Origin of the sequence: Paenibacillus sp. FSL H3-0321 (assembly GCF_038002865.1) — a bacterium.
GTDB lineage: Bacteria > Bacillota > Bacilli > Paenibacillales > Paenibacillaceae > Paenibacillus_AQ.
On record NZ_JBBODH010000001.1, the window covers coordinates 4,936,012 to 4,955,271 of the forward strand.

Consider the following 19,260-nt stretch of genomic DNA (forward strand, 5'->3'; position numbering starts at 1 on the left):
GGGCGGAGCTAGTCTATGCCGAAGGAAGGGTTTCCCCTTGTCCTCTTCATCATTAATAGAGCAAGAAAAAAATATGCAGCAGCAGAAGTCTGATTCCCCGGGTGACATGATCCGGCCTGTCCCGCGAAACCGCAGTGCTTTAGGTGAATGGCTGCGGATGCTGGCTATAACGGCAGTCATCGGTGCTTTATATGCATGGCGTGGAGGTGCGTCTCTGCTGTTCCTCTTGTCGGCAGCCGGAATTCTTATGTTCGGCGGACTCCTGCTGCAGCTCTGCGGTCCACGGAAAGTGCAGATTGTCCGCCGTATATCCCCTTTGCGTCCGGCAGCCGGAGATACGTTGACTGTAGAAGTACAGCTTAGCTTCTCTTCACGGATTCCACTCCCGTGGATGATCATTGCCGATACCTGGGGCGGACGGCGGCATCAGGAATTGCTGTTTCCCGGGTTCCGGCGCAAATTCACCTATTCTTATGAGCTGCAGGAAGTCCCCCGGGGAACTCATCGGCTTCAGAGCTGCAGCATAAGCTGGGGAGATCTGCCGGGGCTGTTCACAGGCGGAACCAAGCCGGAGTTCAAGGACTGCTTCAAAGTGCTTCCCAGACCGCTCTATGTAGGGGCAGCTGTGCCGGGGAGCGGCCTGCTGGCCGGGGATATGATGCTCATAGGCAGGGGAAGAGACAGCGGCAGTGAAGCGGCAGATCTCCGTGAGTATGCCCCGGGTGATCCGCTTAGCCGGATTGACTGGAAGAACAGCGCCCGTAAGGGAACGCTGCAGAGCAGGGTACCGGTGCGTGAACAGGGCCGGATGGCTTGTATCGTTCTTGCCAACAGCCCGGAAAATTATGAGATTCCCTACGGAGCGCTCACTCCGCGCGGGCTGCGTGGCACAACAACTCCGGCATTCGAAAAAGCCGTATCTGCAGCAATGGGCCTGTTGCTTGCAGCGGAGCGCTCCGGCACATATGTGCAGCTGTTCAGCGGCGGATGGCCGGAAGGTATGGCCAGACATGAGGGACTCGGCAAAATTCCTGCCAGAGTGCAGGATATGCTTACGGAAATTGCTCCCGACGGTACCCGAAGCTTGAGCGACCTGCTGGAAGATGCTTCACGGAGCTGGATTCCGGGAATGACGGTAACGGTGATCACAGGCAGGCTGGAGGAGGAATCCGCGCGGACGCTTGCCCGGTTCTTGGTACAGGGCGTGAAGGTGGAGATTTATTTTGTGTGGGACCAGCCTGCTCCGGTAAATCAGCAGCAATCAACGGGGATGAAGGAATGGCCGCGGGATTGCACACAGCGTAATACCGGGACGGTAGGGGGCAGTCTGGAGCGGCTTGGAGCGCGGATCTACTGTCTGGAGAATTCCTCTCTGTCATACGGGTACAAGGGGGCGGAATTCCATGAATCTCCGGGGAAACGGACAGAACGGTAGATATCGGGGGACTGCCGGAATATCGGCTGATTCTTCCAGCACTTGGAAGGGCGAGGGGCCGTTCGGCAAACCGGCAGTGACGGTTAAACCGCAGGCGGTGGATGGACAAGCTGAGAACAGTTATACCGATAACAGGGAGGACATCCCCCTGCATTATCGTTTGCTGTTCTCTTTGGCGATTATGGGAATGTTTATGGCATGGCTGCTTCCGCTGCACAGATCCACAACATTGCCCTCTACTGCGAAACTGCTCGAAATCCTGATGTTTTCTGCTGCGGCACTGCTGTTATGGGGCTGTTTTCGGCTCCCGGGATGGCTGCAGCTCAGTATCCGGTCTATTCTGATTGCTCTGACTTGGCTATACACCTGTGTCAGCAGTGAAGGAATAGCGCAATTTGGCCCTTATGTTGCAGGAATTCCGGAGGACGCCGTCCTGTTGTTCACGGGACAGATTTCGAAGCTAAGTGAACACAGCCGGCTGTTGATTCTGGTATTGGGCTGGGGTTTGCTGGTTTCTTCCGTGCAGCAGCTGGCGCTGTACAGAGGAAGCACGGCTCTGTTCGCAGCTGTGACTGTATGTTATCTTCTGATGCTGGATATAGGATTTGGGGTAAAGACAACCGGCGAAGTGCTGGTCTCTGCGGGACTGATTCTGTGGATGCAGGGCATGAGCGGGCTGCTGCGCCTGAAGGAGCGAACCGGCCGGGTCAGTCTTCCCTATGCCCGCTGGGGAGGTTATGCTCTCGCAGGGGCAATGCTGCTGACGGCAGCATCCTGGATAGGCGGCCAGCTGTATGGAACGCGGCCGGCTGTACCTATTACTCTGAAGCCGGTGTTTAACCAATTACAGGAATGGGCGAGTGGACAAGTTCAGCGGCAGACGGAGGATGAAATCCGGCTTGAGGCAGGAACTACAGGTTACGGTTCGGGCAAAGGTGAGCTTGGGGCACCGCTATCCCCCAGTACGAAAGCCGTATTTACGGTCACATCCAGCCGCCCGGCTTACTGGAGAGGAGAAAGCTCAGCTTATTATGACGGCCGCCGCTGGAGCAGGGAAGGGACGGTATACCTACCGCTTAGTTTAACGAGCTTGCCTGCCGAAAGCTTGCCGGTATTCGCCAATGACGAAGACCGGACATTGATACAGGAAATCCAGTTTTCCCATCCTTCCTCCGGCAACCTGCCGCTGTTCAGCGCCGGAACCGTGGTGAACGTGGAACAGGTGAGGCTGGCGGACGGCAGCCGGCTAGGCTATGTGCTGGCGAACCGGGAGAAGAACAGCTTCCGCCTGCCTGAGACGGAAAGCTCTGCGAAGATTGCCGGGTATACAGTGAGCTCTCTGCTGCCGGAGAGTGATCCGGCTGTGCTTCGCGCTCTGGGCAGCGAGGATCCAGAGTCCATTGCCGATAGTTATCTGCAGCTTCCCGCGGCAATGCCGGAGCGGGTCGCCGCCTTGGCACAGCGGCTCACAGCTTCTGCCGTAAGCCGCTATGATGCCGTTGCCGCTGTACGCGATTATTTGCAGAGCGGCTACTCTTATAGCCTGCAGACGAGGATTCCGCCAGCCGGCGCCGACTTCGCCGATGATTTCATCTTCACGACGAAGCAGGGCTACTGCGTGCATTTCGCCACGGCGATGACGGTGCTGCTGCGGAGTAGCGGCATTCCGGCCCGTTATGTCCAGGGCTATGGACCGGGGACACCGGAGGCCGGTTCCCTGCCGCAGCGTTATGCCGTTACCCAAGGCGATGCCCATGCCTGGGTGGAGGTCTATTTCCCCGGCGCCGGCTGGATCCCGTTTGATCCCACCCCCGGTGCTGCCCTCGCCGCCGCAGGTCCGGCGGCGGCCCCCGCTGCGGCTGCATCTGCGCCGCAGGGAACCCCCGCGTCCGCAGCTGGCGGCGCGGACATCCTGCCCGCCCTGCCGCTGGCGGGCGGGAACCCCGCGCCGCTTGCTGCTGCAGCGGCGATTGTGCTCGCTGCCACCTGGCGCTGGCGGCGCAGCCTGGCTCTGCTGCCGGCGGCGCGCCGCGCCGGCAGCGTGAGCCGCGAGCGGCAGCTGCGCGCAGCCGCTCTGGCCTGGCACGGGCTGGCGGCGCGGTACGGCCCGCCGCTGCCCGGTGTGACGGCCAGGGAGTACGCAGCCTCCCTGAATATAGAGGACGCGGGGCTGCGCACCGCCGTCCGGGTGTTCGTCCGCCAGTGGGAAACCCTGGCGTACAGCGGCACGGCACAGGCGCAGCGTGCCACGCCGCGCCCCGGCCCGGCGCAGCCGCCGCCGGATGCAGCCGCTGCGGAGGCCGCAGGCTTTATCAGCCGCTGCCTGCTCATCATTTTCCGCCTGACCTGAGGCTTTCTGGCGGGCACCGGCTGGCCAATAAATCCTTATAGGCCGCATGGAAGCGGATACCTTGACCAAAAGATGCCATAAGTCTTTTCCGCTCTCCTCAGATCGTTCAAGCGGCCGGATGAACTGCGCCAAAAGCATAAGAGATGCGTGCTCTCCTTTCCTTGACGATGAGATTTATCCATGAGTATAATGAATCCAATAATCAAGGGAGGCACGTAATGAACAAGCCAAATGAAATGATCGTCGTTCTCGATTTCGGGGGACAGTATAACCAACTTATCGCGCGCAGAATTCGGGACCTGGGGGTATACAGCGAGCTTCTGCCGTACAATACGCCAATTGAGAAGATCAAAGCACTTTCGCCGAAGGGGATCGTATTCTCCGGAGGACCAAGCAGTGTGTATGCTGAGGACGCACCACATCTGGATCCGGCTATCTATGATTTGGGACTGCCAATTTTCGGCATTTGCTACGGCATGCAGCTCATGGCTCAGCAGCTCGGCGGCAAGGTGGAGCGTGCAGCCAAACGCGAATACGGCAAAGCTGATGTCGATTTCGAAGCGGGTGCTGTGCTTGCAGCAGGCCTGGAGAGCAAACAGATGGTATGGATGAGCCACGGCGACCATGTAGTGGAGCTTCCATCCGGATTTAAGCTGGATGCCGGTACGGAGAGTGCGCCGATTGCCGCAATGAGCAATGCTGCCCGCAAATTCTACGCGGTGCAGTTCCATCCGGAGGTTCGCCACTCCGTGAAAGGCAATGAGATGATTTCGAACTTCCTGTACGAGATCTGCGGCTGCGAGGGCAAATGGACGATGGAATCGTTCATTGACGATGCCATCAAGGATATCCGTGACAAAGTCGGGGACAAGAAGGTGCTTTGCGCACTCAGCGGCGGTGTGGATTCCTCCGTTGTGGCTATGCTGATTCACCGGGCCATCGGCGATCAATTGACCTGTATGTTTATTGACCACGGCCTGCTGCGCAAAGGCGAAGCAGAGAGTGTAATGGAGACTTTCGTCGGCAAATTCGATATTCACGTCGTGAAGATTGATGCCCGCGAGCGTTTCCTGGGCAAGCTGGCCGGTGTATCCGATCCAGAACAAAAACGTAAAATCATCGGCAACGAGTTTATCTATTGCTTTGACGAAGAATCGGCCAAGCTGGGTGACTTCGCATTCCTCGCCCAAGGTACGCTGTATACGGATATTGTGGAGAGCGGAACAGCAACAGCACAGACTATCAAATCGCATCACAATGTCGGCGGATTGCCGGAAGACATGAAGTTCAGCCTGATCGAGCCTTTGAACACGCTGTTCAAGGATGAGGTCCGTAAACTGGGAGAAGAGCTGGGCATGCCGCGTGCCATCGTCTGGCGCCAGCCATTCCCGGGTCCTGGACTTGCTATCCGCGTATTGGGCGAAGTGACCGAAGAGAAGCTGACGATTGTCCGCGACTCCGATTACATCCTGCGCGAGGAAATCATCAAGGCCGGTTTGGACCAGGAAATTTGGCAGTATTTCACTGCACTTCCTAACATGAAGAGTGTCGGGGTTATGGGAGACGAGCGCACTTATTCCTACACCGTGGGCATCCGTGCAGTTACTTCCATCGACGGTATGACCGCTGACTGGGCGCGTATTCCGTGGGATATTCTTGAGAAAATCTCCGTACGTATCGTCAACGAAGTGGATAACGTGAACCGCATCGTTTATGATATTACCTCGAAACCGCCTGCAACGATTGAATGGGAATAGCAATCAGCTGAATAAAAGTATATCCAGAGCCGGAACACCATTTTAACAGGGTGCTTCCGGCTTTTTTTGTTGAATGTAAGAAAATGAATTTCGTGTCAGGTGGTAAAAATGATAGCATGCAATTGCACGCAGACATTAACGATTGAATGGAGAACGGAGGCGGAAAAATGAATCAGATCCAGGGCGAACAGCTGGCGGCAGTCTATTTCACAGCTTGGCTGGAGCAGGATGAGGCTGCATTTCTTAGCGTTTTACATAAGGATGTCAGAATAGAAGAATGTGATGGTGCAGAATACTCCGGCATTCTCGAATGTCAGGAGTGGTTTCGCGGCTGGCATGAGCCAGGGAATAAGGTTCTGCAATGGGATATCCTTGAATCCTTTTTTGATGCCAAGGAGCAAACCGTAAGCAATGTCTGGCGCTTTACTTGTCTTTATGATGGCAAAACCAGCACTTTTGACGGATGCTCCATCATCTCCTGCAGTGAGGAAGGTATTACAAGACTGCGGGAATTCGCAATGAAAATAGAGAAATACCGCCCGTATCCTATGAGTGAGGTTCCGGATTAACCATTCCTGCAGATTTTGTCATGAAAATGTTTGATTTACGAACAATATTAAAAATATAACGCGCATTGTTCGTATTTGCCATTGACAACTTATGTGATGTACACCTAAAATGATAAAGCGTTGAGCAACATAAATATTCGTATAATTTCGGGAATCGGCCCGAAAGTCTCTACAAGGTCACCGTAATGACCTGGCTACGATTAAGAAGAGCGAGTTCCCGGAATCTTTGGCCTTTGTGCTGAAGACAGGCGGGTGAATCCTCTTTTTTCGGGCCGGTGTCTACCAAGATACCGGCTTTTCTGTTCCGCGCGAGACACTCACATAGATCTTAGGGGGAGAACAATTTGAATCGCTTTTTCAAGTTGAAAGAAAACGGCACCACAGTACGCACAGAGATTATGGCCGGTCTGACCACATTCATGGCAATGGCTTACATTCTTTCGGTTAATCCCAGCACTTTGACGGCTTTTGGCCGGATTGACATGGGCTGGTATTCCGTGTTTCTGGCTACAGCGCTGGCAGCTGGTATTTTTACAATTGCCATGGGACTTTTCATTAATTTCCCGGTAGCTCTGGCGCCTGGCATGGGCCTTAATGCATATTTCGCATCCGTGGTTTTATCCTCGGCTACAACTGAACATGAATTTACCTGGCAGATGGGTCTGACTGCCGTATTCATTTCCGGTATCATCTTCATCCTGCTAACGGTAACGAGGGTGCGGCAAATGTTGCTCACAGCCATCCCTGACAATCTGAAGCATGCCATTACCGTTGGGATCGGGATGTTTATTACCATTATCGGCTTGAAGAACAGCGGTCTTATGACTATCGGCGTTGAAGCCGGCAGCGACATTGCTGCTAACAAGTTCACTGATGTTTTGTCCTTCGAAACTGTTATTCATATGGGCAGCCTTGAAAATACCAATGTCCAGCTGGTCATCATCGGCTTGCTGCTGATTTCCATTCTGATGGTGCTGCAAGTCCGCGGCGCGATTTTGTTCGGAATTCTGGGAACTACTGTTGTCGCCATCCTCATGGGTGCAGTTGATTTCAGCTCGCTGAACAATCCACAGACGCCTTGGGTTCCTGATTTCACACAGCTGAATTTCTGGGAATTTGACTGGGAAGGCATTATGCACACCGGTATTGTTTCCGCAATTGCCACCTTTACGTTCGTAGAATTGTTTGATACCTTTGGCACGCTTGTCGGTACTGCTGAACGTGCGGGAATTATGAAGGACAAGGAAGATGGCAAGAGACGTGTCGGCAATGCGATGTTTGTTGATGCAGTTGCTGTTGCCGGCGGTGCGATGCTGGGTACTTCCACCACTACTGCTTATGTAGAAAGTGCTGCCGGGGTTGCTGAAGGCGGCCGGACAGGTCTGACTGCCGTAACAACCGGTGTTTGCTTCTTGCTTGCTCTGTTCCTTGCTCCGGTGGTTGCGCTAATTCCTGGTTCCGCTACGGCAGCGGCATTGATTGTGGTCGGTGTGCTTATGGCACAATCGATTCGCGAGATCGACTTTCAGGATATGGTTTATGCTATTCCAGCCTTCCTGACTTTCGTCATCATGCCATTCACTTACAACATTGCCAACGGCATTTCGTTCGGGATTGTTACCTATGTAATCCTGGCTTGTGTAGCCAATCTGGCCGGCAAAAAGAAATACGATATCCACTGGATGATGTGGGTGCTCGCCGTTCTAATTGTGCTGCGCTACGTGTTGATCGGCAGCCAAGGCTAAGTCTACTTCTAATATAAACCCGAATATTACGGCTCCTTCAGTGATGAAGGGGCCGTTTTGCTGTAGCAGAACAAGAATCAAAGCACCTGTATCTTGCGGTTTCGGCCAGGGACATCGACCGGTCCCGGTCTTTTCTTCAACCGGCATTTAGATTATATTGTTGAAGAGGTGATTAATGTTGTCCGGCATTGTTAATAGAGCGTACAGCTCCTGGAAGAACAACCCTTGGCCATTGCTGATCTTCCTGCTGGGGGCCATCGTGCGGGTGATATACATAGGGAGTATCCCTCCGGGACTTAACCAGGATGAAGCATCCATAGGCTATGATGCTTATGCCATCCTGCATTATGGGATAGACCGCAACGGCGTTCATCTGCCCATTCATCTCATTTCCTGGGGCAGCGGGCAGAATGCACTTTATGCCTATTTATCGCTGCCTTTTCTCCTGCTGTTCGGGCTGACACCACTGTCTGTGCGGGCGGTAAGTATCGTGATGGGGCTGCTGGGCATGCTATTTTTCTATTTAATTATGAGGCAGCTGTTCCCATCGAAAGTGGCCGGTCTTGCCGCTATGTTCTTTATCGCGATTAATCCTTGGCATATTATGATGTCAAGATGGGCGCTGGAGTCCAACCTGCTGCCTACTCTGGTATGTATTGCGGTATATTTTGGACTGAAATCCTTCCGTAGCGCCAAATGGACTTACGGCTTTACAATCATGCTTGCCCTGTCGCTTTATGCATACGGAACAGCCTACTTTTTTGTACCTTTATTTGCCTTAGGCACCGCACTTCTTCTATTGTATAGTAGAGCGCTAAAATTACGGACATTATTGTGGAACAGCGCACTATTAATCCTGCTGGCCCTTCCCATATTTTTATTTGTAGTTATCAACCGCTATGAACAGCCGGGGATAGCGACTCCATTCTTTTCTATTCCCAAATTAACTATGCCGCGTGTAGAAGAGGTCTCTTCCGTATTCAGCGGACAGCTGCTGCAGACCGCTGCAGACAATTTTAGTGCTTTTGGCAAAATACTACTCAGTGGAAGCGACGGCCTGCCGTGGAATTCAATCTCACCGTATGGCTATGCTTACCCGATCGCTTTGCCTTTTGCTATAGCTGGCCTTCTTGTGATGATTCATACGCTGCGGACACGCGGCCGCGAGGGTATCCCGCATGCGGTTGTGCTGCTGTGGCTCTCCCTTGCCATACTCATGGCCTTTATCACGAGTGTGAATATCAACCGGATCAACATTATCTTTTATCCGTTGATCCTGCTGGTTGCAGCAGGGTTTACATGGCTATACCAAAAATTAAAAATTGCAGGCATTCTGTCTGCTCTTGCTTTCACCATTTTGTTCGGGTCATTCACGAATGCATATTTCCGTGAATTCCCCGGGCGTATCGGTCCGGCGTTTTATGATTCGCTGGGTGAGGCGATACAATATGCATCTGAACACAGTACAGAAGATGTCTACATTACGGATGAAATCAATATGCCTTATATCTTTGTGCTGTTTTACGAAAGAATCAATCCGCATGATTTTCTGGAATCTGTTGTCTATGTCAATCCGGGAGCGGCTTTTCAGCAGGTATCTGCCTTTGGCAGATACAGGTTCGGCAAACCGGACGTTGTGACCGGGAATTCGGCATATCTCTTCAGGAACGGAACCCCCCTCCCTGAAGCTGTGACAGGAGAGGGGACGGTCAAGCATTTTGCCTATTATAGTGTTCTTCTCGTTAAAGAGTATGCAGACGGGGGAACGCCCCTGGACACAACAGCGGATAAGGAGTTTTCAAACGGTGGTTTTGAAGAGGGGGCTGCTGGCTGGAGCTTTTCAGAGGGAACGGGGGTTGCCAGCAATAACCCGGGTGCCGGAACTTATCTTGCCTATCTTGATGCCGGTGGTGACAAAAGTGTCGTGCAGGCTTTTACAGCACCAACAGAGCCGGGGGAATACAAGCTGTCAGCCATGGTGAGTGCCGGCGGCGAGGGTGGAAAGATCGGATTGCGGGTGAACGGTATCGTGCAGGCTGAAGCAGAGCTGACCAAGGGAGACGAATACCATCAGATTACACTGCCGCCTGTTGCTCTAAATCAGGGAGATCGGGCAGAGATTTTTATAACCGGCGGGAACGGCTGGATTAACATTGACGAGGTGAGGTTGGAACGATGATCAAAAATACACGCGCGGCTGCTATCATTGTTTTGATGCTGTTATTGTTTGTGCTTCCGGTAACAAGCATCTATGCAGAAGGAAACTTATTGCAGAATCCAGGCTTTGAAGATGGGGAGGAGGGAGCACCTTCCAGCTGGACCAAGGATGCATGGATATCCGGAGACGGCTCCGGCGTATTGTCAGTCCAGTCCGGGGAGGTTCATTCCGGCAGTAAAGCCGCAGTCATTGAGAATCTTGAACCGAATCATCTGAAATGGGTGCAGAATATAAGCGTTACTCCGGACAGCTATTACAAGATCTCGGGGTTTGTCAAAATCGCCAGCGCCGCAGGCCAGGGGCTGGGGGCTAATATATTCCCGGTCGGCATCGGCAGCGGGTATCCCGCTACAACTGATACTGCCGGAGACTGGCAGTATCTTGAGTTTATTGGTCAGACCGGGAAAGAGCAGACCGAACTTGGTATAGGTGCAGCCCTTGGCGGATATGCCAATTTGATTCAGGGCAAAGCTTATTTCGATGATTTGGCTGTAGAACAGCTGGATGCCGCCCCCGAGGGAGCTGGCGTCATTTCGCTGGATAGCGGCGCCGCCTCCCAGGGAGGAGACAATCCGGCAGAGGAAACACCGCATAAGGTATCACCGGCCAAGCTGCTGCTGATCTCGGCGTTATTCAGTGTGTTCTTCGCTTTTCTATATAATAGAGCCTTCCAGAGCGACAGACTGCTGAAGCAGCCGGATGTGATTTATACAAGATGGCTTTATCTGATCGTTGGAGCTGCTTTAATCCTGCGGGTCTGGATTGGCCTGACTGCGCAGGGCTATCAGAATGACATGAATACCTTTATAGCCTGGGGCCAGCGCATGGTGGATTTGGGTCCGGGCAAGTTCTATGAGGAGGGTTATTTTGCAGACTATCCTCCAGGGTATTTATATATATTGTATCTGTTAGCCTCGATCCGCGGTTTGTTCGGCCTGGCGCATGGCTCAGGCGGGGAAACGCTGCTCTTTAAACTGCCGGCGATCCTTTCCGATCTGGTGCTGGGGTATTTGATTTACAAAGGCGGACGCAAAAAGCTCGGATCAGGCATGGCAATCGGCTTAGCGCTGCTCTTCCTGTTTAATCCGGCGGTGCTGATGGATTCCGCTGCCTGGGGACAGGCAGATTCGTTCTTTTTAGTGTTCCTGCTGCTCAGCATTGCCGGGGCCTCCGATAAAGCCTTTGTGCGTGCAGCGATATTTTTTGCCTTGGCCACGCTGATCAAACCGCAGGCACTTATCTTCACACCAGTCCTGCTGTTTGCCTTCTATCATCACCGGGCCTGGAAGCAGCTTGCGGTAGGCGCTCTTTACGGACTTGGGATCTTTGCCTTGCTGGCGGCACCATTCTTCTGGAATAACGGCGGGGTAGGCGCGCTTATTGATCTGTATAAGAGCACGCTGTCTTCCTATCCGTATTCTACGGTTAATGCGTTTAATCTCTATGCACTGACTGACCCGATGTGGTCCCCGCTCGATTTTACATGGCTTGGGATTACGTACCGGGTCTGGGGTTATGTCTGCATCCTGGCAGCAGTAGCCGTGGCGGCGTATTATTCCTTCAAGCGGGACCGCAAGGAGCTGTCCAAATCTTTCTTCATCGGCATGGTGCTGATTGTCATTATGTTTGTACTCGGAACCAAAATGCATGAGCGTTACATGTATCCGGTTCTGATTCTCTCGCTGTTCGCTTATATTGAAAGCCGGGACCGCCGTTTTCTGACGCTGTTTCTCGGATTTTCGCTGACGCAATACATTAATGTAGGCTACACGCTTGCCCATCTGAACGCCGGAAATAATCCGCCTTCGGACGGAATTGTTCTGGTTACGTCGATTGCCAATCTCGCTTTGTTGTTATATATGCTGTACATTGGGTATTCGTTGTATATCCGTAACGAAACGAAGCTGCTTCCGCTGCCTTCTGCCCCGGCAGAGAAGTACGAAGCTGATATGAAACTCGCCGAGGAGCTTCGTCCGCTTCCGCAGCCGGGTAAGAGATCCAGGTTCAGACTGCAGCGTAAAGACTGGATCTGGATGCTGGCTATTACTGCCGTCTACGCAGCCCTGGCTCTTTACCACCTGGGCTCATCAAAAGCTCCCGAAACCTTATGGGAACCGGCCGCCAGCGGCGAAAGCTTTTATGTCGATCTGGGCCAGAGCCGCCAGTTGGAGCGTGTCAACGTATTTGGAGGTGTCGGGACCGGTAAATTCAAACTGGAATTCAGCCAGACGCCGGATGCCTGGAGCAGTCCGCTCGATGTGAATGAGGATGTCGGCAATGTATTCATCTGGAAAAGCCAGCCGCTGAACGTTGCGGCAAGATACGTGAAACTTACGGTGACTTCACCGGGCTTTACCTTAAATGAAATGGCCTTCTACGAGCAGGGGGGTGGAAAAACTCCGCTTCCGGTTACAAGTGTCACCCCGGATGCCGGTGCAGCGCCAAAAAGAGGCGTCCCCTCCAACCTGTTTGACGAACAGTCAATCATACCGGAAAATACCGGTTTCATGAACAGCACCTATTTTGATGAGATTTACCATGCACGGACAGCTTATGAATACACGCATGGCATCGTCCCTTATGAGAATACCCACCCGCCGCTCGGCAAGCTTCTGATTGCTATCGGCATGGAGGTATTCGGTGTTAATCCGTTCGGCTGGCGGATTATCGGTACTTTGTTCGGAATCGCTATGCTGCCGCTAATCTATATCATGGCGCTGCGCTTGTTCAAAAAGAGCATTTACGCCGCCCTTGCCGCGGGACTGTTCGCACTGGATTTCATGCATTTTACGCAGACCCGGATTTCTACAATTGATGTATACGGCGTATTCTTCATCATGTTAATGTTCTATTTCATGCAGCGGTATTTCACAATGAATTTCTACCGTGTTCCGCTGCGCAAGACACTCGTCCCGCTGTTCTGGTCCGGAGTGTTCTTCGGGATCGGCGTCGCCTCCAAATGGATTGTGCTCTATGGAGGAGCCGGGCTGGCCATTATGCTGGCGCTCGCCTTATTTGAACGCTATAGGGAACATAAGGCCGCTGGGCGTGTGCTGGCTGAAGGCAAATTAAGTGATCAGGAGCTCAAGGACGCCTGCCGGACGGCAGATAGTTCCTTTTGGAAGAACACCATCGTTACGCTGGCCAGCTGTGTTGTTTTCTTTGTAGTTATTCCTGCCGTTATCTATAGCCTGTCCTTTATCCCTGCGCTGTCCGTAACAGCCGACGGGTTTACTGTAAAAGGCTTGATCGATGCGCAAAAGAATATGTATAACTACCACAGCCAGCTTGTCGCCACGCATCCGTTTGCTTCCTCCTGGTGGGAATGGCCGTTTATGAAACGGCCGGTATGGTTCTTCAGCGGCGGCGAAGGATTGCCGGAAGGCAAGGTGAGCAGCATAGTCACCATAGGCAATCCGTTAATCTGGTGGACCGGGATCTTCGCGATGCTGGCTACGGTATGGCTTACCATAAAACGGAAAGACAAAAGCATGTACATGATCTGGATCGGCTTTTTCTCGCAGTATGTCCCTTGGATGCTTGTGCCGCGTGAGACGTTCCTATACCATTATTTTGCGATGGTACCGTTCATGATTCTTGCTATTATATATATCATGAAGCTGCTGGACAGCAAATATCGGGAAGCTAGGTATATCCGGTATGCGTATGTGGCTGTCGCAGCACTGCTTTTTGTACTGTTCTATCCGGTGTTGTCGGGAATGGTGGTAGACAGAGATTATGTGACGGATGTGCTGCGCTGGTTCCCTTCCTGGGTATTCTAGGAGGGGAGCGCGTAGTGCTACAAAACTTTTAGGAGGAACAAAGGTGAAAGCCAGATACAGTGTTATTGTCCCCATGTACAATGAGGAAGAAGTTATTCAATATACGTATGAGCGGCTTAAGAAAGTCATGGACGAATGCGGTGATACCTATGAACTGATCTTCGTCAATGACGGGAGCCGGGATCGCACAGCTGAGATCATGAGTGGAATCAGCAGCAGCGACGAGCATGTTAAGCTGATTGACTTCTCCCGTAACTTCGGCCATCAGGTCGCGATTACGGCCGGAATGGACTATGCGCAAGGCCAGGCTGTTGTGGTGATTGACGCGGATCTTCAAGATCCGCCCGAGGTCATTTTGCAGATGATTGCCAAGTGGAAAGAGGGCTATGAGGTAGTTTACGCCAAACGGCTGAAACGGCATGGGGAGACTATTTTCAAGAAAGTGACCGCCAAGCTCTTTTACCGTCTGCTCAGCAGCATGACCAGTGTGGAGATTCCCACCGATACAGGCGACTTCCGGCTCATCGACCGTAAAGTATGCGATGTGCTGCGCGGTCTCAAAGAGAAAAACCGCTATGTCAGAGGTTTGGTGAGCTGGGTCGGCTTCCGGCAGACGATGGTGGAATATGTGCGGGAGGAACGTTTTGCAGGTGAAACCAAATACCCGCTGAAGAAAATGATCCGGTTTGCGGTTGACGGAATCACCTCATTTTCACATAAGCCGCTGAAAATAGCCTCATATGTAGGCTTCTTTCTCTCCTTCTCCAGCTTTGTGTATCTGTTCTTTGTATTATTCCAGAGAATCTTTTTCACCTCATGGACGGTTCCGGGCTGGGCTTCCATCGTCGGCGTCAATTTGTTGTTTAACGGCATCGTGCTGATGCTGCTTGGCGTAATAGGTGAATATATTGGACGGATATATGATGAATCCAAGGATAGACCGCTGTATATCGTGCGTGAGACCAAGGGTTACCGGGGTGGGGAGCATGAGGAGCGGCAAGAGGACAATGATTATGGCAGATAGGAAGCTGAATGCGGGATTTATCCAGTTTTTAAAATTTAATGCTGTAGGCTTACTGAATACGCTGATTGATTTCGCCGTATTTACCTTGCTGCATTCTCTGGGTATGATGAACACCCCGGCACAGATAATTTCTTATAGCGCAGGGACAGCGAACAGTTTCTTTTGGAACAAGAAGGTGACCTTTAAGGATAAGAGTCAGGCTAGCAAGGACAGTTTTAACCGTATGCAATTAGTCCGATTCATCATACTGAACCTGGTTGTACTGGGGATATCAGTGCTGCTGATGCATCTGCTAACGGACAAATTTGGAGTTCAGGTGCTGATTTCCAAAGTGCTGGTTACGTTCGTCACCGTCATCATCAATTTCTTTGGTAGCCGTAAATGGGTATTTTAAGTCAGATGATGGGCCGTGGAGTTTCTTTATCTTAAAGATCGGGGGGGGATTTGATGCGTAAGTTTTCCTATTTGATCATAATTGCAGGAGTTCTAGTCATGCTGTATCCAAAAGCGAGCGAATGGTATAACGACCGGCAGCAAGAGAAGCTGCTGAAGGAGGCTGAACAGGCTTATAGTGAGCTGGCCCCTTCGTCAGAGCTCGATCTGAAAAAACAGTACGCCGAGGTCACTGCACTGCTGGCAGAAGAATCAGCTGGGGATGAACCAGTGCAGGCTGCCGAACCGGCAGAGCAGGAAATAGAGGTCGGCGGCAAAGTGACCGGAATTATCACAATCGACAAAATCGATTTGAAATTGCCCATATTGGAAGGGGCGACCAAAGCCAACATGAAGCATGCCGCAGCCCATATGAAGGAAACCGCTCCAATCGGTGAAATAGGCAATGCTGCCATAGCTGCACACAGGTCTAGGACTGCAGGGAGATTATTCAACAGACTGAACGAAGTAAAGGTCGGAGATACCATTTCCGTCAAGACAAGCGATCAGGAGTATAAATACGAGGTTTACGATATCTCGATTGTTGAGCCTACCGATGTGTCTGTACTGAACGGGAATAAACAAGATAAGATCCTTACCCTCATTACATGTGATCCTTTGGTAAATCCGACCCATCGACTGATTATCCACGCTAAAGCGGTTTGAAGTAAGAGAACAGATCATAAAATGCGAAAATTATAAAAATTTAAATGAATTAAGTAGAAATCTAGTGATTTAGGTCTTGTAACTAGGCATTAATATGATACTATATAACTATAAAAGCTAAACACGATAACGGCAAACCTATCGAAAGGTAGGGACGCAAAGCTAAAGGGCCTTCCCGGTAAGGATGGCAGCCAGCTACCGAATGAAGAGGCTTTTTTTGTTTGTTCTTAAGATGAATCTAGTATATTCCAATAGTAGTAGGAACAGATAAAGCTTAAACGATAACGGCAAACCTATCGAAAGGTAGGGACGCAAAGCTAAAGGGCCTTCCCGGGTATGGATGGCAGCCAGCTACCGAAAGGGGTTTTATCCATGAAGAAGTTCTATTATATGTTCTTGACCTTGTTCGTCCTGGTTACTTCAGTTCAAGTAAGCACAGCTAACGCTTCCAGCGTAGAGTCAGGCTGGTTAAATACATCGCAATTGAGCCAAGGGGTTGTCCAAGTTTCCTATGATGTTCCCAAGGACAAACGTATCAAGCTCATGATTACCAAAGACAATAAGAGCTACTCTTATAACTTATATGCCTCCAAATCTACAGAAACGTTTCCACTGCAGCAGGGGAATGGCGCTTATAAAGTGTCAGTCTTAGAGAACACCAGCGGCAACAAATACAAAGTACTTTCTTCCGAAACCGTAGATCTGAGCATGAGCAACACCAATGCCGTATATTTGAGTTCCGTACAGAATGTGAAATGGAATTCTTCCGATAAAGCAGTACTGAAAGCTAAGCAGCTCACGCAAGGGCTGACCACTGATGAAGCAAAGGTACAAGCTATCTATAATTACATCGTGGCGAATGTAAAGTACGACTACACCTTAGCAGCTAATGTTACGCAGGATTATATCCCGAACAACGACAACACACTTGCTAGTAAGAAAGGGATTTGCTACGATTATGCATCTTTGTTCGCCACCATGCTCCGCAGTGAAGGGATTCCGACAAAGCTGGTAATGGGCAATACGAGTTATGTATCTGTATATCATGCCTGGAATGAAGTATTGCTTAACGGCAAATGGGTAACGATCGATACGACAGTAGACGCCGGATTGGGTAAGAACAAAGAAACAGGCTTCACCAAAGCGTCGAGCAAATATACAGCAGCTAAGATCTACTAATCCTGTAGAATGATGATTACTCTAAGATAACCGGCTTAATATTTAAGCCGGTTATCTTTTTTTGTTTAAGGGGTTGCTTTTTTATATTGATGTGGGGTATTATAGGTAAGCGTTGTTAGAGCGCACCCAAGTAAATAAGGAATGGCTGAAAAGTTGTTTCAAAAAAAAGCTTGCGTTTCTAAATCAAACGTGATATATTATAAGAGTTGCTGGTGACGAGATAATCGACACTGACAACGAGCTTGATCTTTGAAAACTGAACAACGAGTGAGTATGGAAATCACGCAAGTGAGATCCAAAATTAGAGAATGTAAATTCTCGTCAGATGTTTCAAATTGAGCAATCGCTCTTTCTAAATACCAATTTGGAGAGTTTGATCCTGGCTCAGGACGAACGCTGGCGGCGTGCCTAATACATGCAAGTCGAGCGGAGTTATGAAGGAGCTTGCTCCGGATTAACTTAGCGGCGGACGGGTGAGTAACACGTAGGCAACCTACCTCTTTGACTGGGATAACTACCGGAAACGGTAGCTAATACCGGATAATTCCTTTGTTCACATGGACGAAGGATGAAAGGCGGAGCAATCTGCTACAAGGAGATGGGCCTGCGGCGCATTAGCTAGTTGGTGGGGTAACGGCTCACCAAGGCGACGATGCGTAGCCGACCTGAGAGGGTGAACGGCCACACTGGGACTGAGACACGGCCCAGACTCCTACGGGAGGCAGCAGTAGGGAATCTTCCGCAATGGGCGAAAGCCTGACGGAGCAACGCCGCGTGAGTGATGAAGGTTTTCGGATCGTAAAGCTCTGTTGCCAGGGAAGAACGTCCGGTAGAGTAACTGCTACCGGAGTGACGGTACCTGAGAAGAAAGCCCCGGCTAACTACGTGCCAGCAGCCGCGGTAATACGTAGGGGGCAAGCGTTGTCCGGAATTATTGGGCGTAAAGCGCGCGCAGGCGGCTATTTAAGTCTGGTGTTTAAACCTTGGGCTCAACCTGAGGTCGCACTGGAAACTGGGTGGCTTGAGTACAGAAGAGGAAAGTGGAATTCCACGTGTAGCGGTGAAATGCGTAGATATGTGGAGGAACACCAGTGGCGAAGGCGACTTTCTGGGCTGTAACTGACGCTGAGGCGCGAAAGCGTGGGGAGCAAACAGGATTAGATACCCTGGTAGTCCACGCCGTAAACGATGAGTGCTAGGTGTTAGGGGTTTCGATACCCTTGGTGCCGAAGTTAACACAGTAAGCACTCCGCCTGGGGAGTACGGTCGCAAGACTGAAACTCAAAGGAATTGACGGGGACCCGCACAAGCAGTGGAGTATGTGGTTTAATTCGAAGCAACGCGAAGAACCTTACCAGGTCTTGACATCCCTCTGAATCCACTAGAGATAGTGGCGGCCTTCGGGACAGAGGAGACAGGTGGTGCATGGTTGTCGTCAGCTCGTGTCGTGAGATGTTGGGTTAAGTCCCGCAACGAGCGCAACCCTTGACTTTAGTTGCCAGCAGGTCGAGCTGGGCACTCTAGAGTGACTGCCGGTGACAAACCGGAGGAAGGTGGGGATGACGTCAAATCATCATGCCCCTTATGACCTGGGCTACACACGTACTACAATGGCCGGTACAACGGGAAGCGAAGCCGCGAGGTGGAGCCAATCCCAGCAAAGCCGGTCTCAGTTCGGATTGCAGGCTGCAACTCGCCTGCATGAAGTCGGAATTGCTAGTAATCGCGGATCAGCATGCCGCGGTGAATACGTTCCCGGGTCTTGTACACACCGCCCGTCACACCACGAGAGTTTACAACACCCGAAGTCGGTGGGGTAACCCGCAAGGGAGCCAGCCGCCGAAGGTGGGGTAGATGATTGGGGTGAAGTCGTAACAAGGTAGCCGTATCGGAAGGTGCGGCTGGATCACCTCCTTTCTATGGAGAATCGTTTCCTGCAACGGAAACATTCAAATCGGAAGCTTAGCTTCCAAAACTCAGGTTTAGGCCTGTTACTCACTCGTTGGTCAGTTTTGAGAGTTTAAGCTCTCAAGTAGTACCTTGATCCTTGAAAACTGGATACCGAAACGAATTTGCGTTTTAGAACATCTTTTAGCTGAAACT

General features: G+C 51.4%; 11 protein-coding genes, 1 rRNA gene and 3 riboswitches. All 12 genes read left to right on the forward strand.

Features of this window, described 5'->3' with window-relative positions; genetic code table 11:
* The first annotated feature begins 37 nt into the window (after window positions 1-37).
* The 12 genes from MHI45_RS22110 to MHI45_RS22165 all read left to right on the forward strand — a co-directional run bounded on the left by MHI45_RS22110 (window position 38) and on the right by MHI45_RS22165 (window position 19,074).
* Window positions 38-1,435: a DUF58 domain-containing protein gene (locus MHI45_RS22110; protein WP_076114274.1), complete on the forward strand. Its 1,398-nt coding sequence runs from the start codon at window positions 38-40 to the stop codon at window positions 1,433-1,435.
* Entirely contained in the window at window positions 1,404-3,785 is a 2,382-nt protein-coding gene (locus MHI45_RS22115) for a DUF4129 domain-containing transglutaminase family protein (RefSeq protein ID WP_076114273.1), read from the forward strand. Before MHI45_RS22110 ends, MHI45_RS22115 begins: the two co-directional genes overlap by 32 nt.
* Window positions 3,786-4,003: 218 nt before the next feature.
* Window positions 4,004-5,542 carry a glutamine-hydrolyzing GMP synthase gene (guaA, locus tag MHI45_RS22120; protein WP_076114272.1) on the forward strand — a complete coding sequence of 513 codons (1,539 nt, stop codon included), beginning with the start codon at window positions 4,004-4,006 and terminating at the stop codon, window positions 5,540-5,542.
* Window positions 5,543-5,709: 167 nt separating this feature from the next.
* Complete coding sequence (locus MHI45_RS22125) at window positions 5,710-6,111, forward strand: nuclear transport factor 2 family protein (RefSeq protein ID WP_076114271.1); 402 nt, start codon at window positions 5,710-5,712, stop codon at window positions 6,109-6,111.
* 117 nt (window positions 6,112-6,228) lie between these two features.
* Window positions 6,229-6,328, forward strand: a riboswitch (purine riboswitch).
* Window positions 6,329-6,455: 127 nt separating this feature from the next.
* Window positions 6,456-7,856: an NCS2 family permease gene (locus tag MHI45_RS22130; protein ID WP_076114270.1), complete on the forward strand. Its 1,401-nt coding sequence runs from the start codon at window positions 6,456-6,458 to the stop codon at window positions 7,854-7,856.
* A 175-nt stretch (window positions 7,857-8,031) separates the two neighbouring features.
* A complete protein-coding gene (locus MHI45_RS22135) occupies window positions 8,032-10,035 on the forward strand; it encodes a glycosyltransferase family 39 protein (protein WP_076114269.1) in 2,004 nt (667 codons plus the stop codon).
* Window positions 10,032-13,856, forward strand: coding sequence for a phospholipid carrier-dependent glycosyltransferase (locus MHI45_RS22140; protein WP_083675944.1), 3,825 nt, complete (start codon window positions 10,032-10,034; stop codon window positions 13,854-13,856). Before MHI45_RS22135 ends, MHI45_RS22140 begins: the two co-directional genes overlap by 4 nt.
* Window positions 13,857-13,899: 43 nt before the next feature.
* Window positions 13,900-14,880: a glycosyltransferase family 2 protein gene (locus MHI45_RS22145; RefSeq protein WP_038585635.1), complete on the forward strand. Its 981-nt coding sequence runs from the start codon at window positions 13,900-13,902 to the stop codon at window positions 14,878-14,880.
* On the forward strand, window positions 14,870-15,274 hold the full coding sequence (locus MHI45_RS22150) for a GtrA family protein (protein WP_076114268.1): 405 nt from the start codon (window positions 14,870-14,872) through the stop codon (window positions 15,272-15,274). The genes MHI45_RS22145 and MHI45_RS22150 overlap by 11 nt, the downstream gene beginning before the upstream one ends.
* 98 nt (window positions 15,275-15,372) lie before the next feature.
* Window positions 15,373-15,978, forward strand: a complete 606-nt coding sequence (locus MHI45_RS22155) for a class D sortase (protein WP_256718281.1) — start codon at window positions 15,373-15,375, stop codon at window positions 15,976-15,978.
* A gap of 121 nt (window positions 15,979-16,099) precedes the next feature.
* Window positions 16,100-16,181: riboswitch (cyclic di-GMP riboswitch) on the forward strand.
* Window positions 16,182-16,254: 73 nt separating this feature from the next.
* Window positions 16,255-16,337: riboswitch (cyclic di-GMP riboswitch) on the forward strand.
* A 13-nt stretch (window positions 16,338-16,350) separates the two neighbouring features.
* Window positions 16,351-17,157, forward strand: coding sequence for a transglutaminase-like domain-containing protein (locus MHI45_RS22160; protein WP_076114278.1), 807 nt, complete (start codon window positions 16,351-16,353; stop codon window positions 17,155-17,157).
* A gap of 361 nt (window positions 17,158-17,518) precedes the next feature.
* A 16S ribosomal RNA gene (locus tag MHI45_RS22165) occupies window positions 17,519-19,074 on the forward strand.
* The last annotated feature ends 186 nt before the right edge of the window (window positions 19,075-19,260 follow it).

Coding starts and splice junctions, on each gene's coding strand:
- MHI45_RS22115 (WP_076114273.1), top strand. CDS start 1,404: ATGAATCTCCGGGGAAACGGACAGAACGGTAGATATCGGGGGACTGCC.
- guaA (WP_076114272.1), top strand. CDS start 4,004: ATGAACAAGCCAAATGAAATGATCGTCGTTCTCGATTTCGGGGGACAG.
- MHI45_RS22125 (WP_076114271.1), top strand. CDS start 5,710: ATGAATCAGATCCAGGGCGAACAGCTGGCGGCAGTCTATTTCACAGCT.
- MHI45_RS22135 (WP_076114269.1), top strand. CDS start 8,032: ATGTTGTCCGGCATTGTTAATAGAGCGTACAGCTCCTGGAAGAACAAC.
- MHI45_RS22140 (WP_083675944.1), top strand. CDS start 10,032: ATGATCAAAAATACACGCGCGGCTGCTATCATTGTTTTGATGCTGTTA.
- MHI45_RS22150 (WP_076114268.1), top strand. CDS start 14,870: ATGGCAGATAGGAAGCTGAATGCGGGATTTATCCAGTTTTTAAAATTT.
- MHI45_RS22155 (WP_256718281.1), top strand. CDS start 15,373: ATGCTGTATCCAAAAGCGAGCGAATGGTATAACGACCGGCAGCAAGAG.
- MHI45_RS22160 (WP_076114278.1), top strand. CDS start 16,351: ATGAAGAAGTTCTATTATATGTTCTTGACCTTGTTCGTCCTGGTTACT.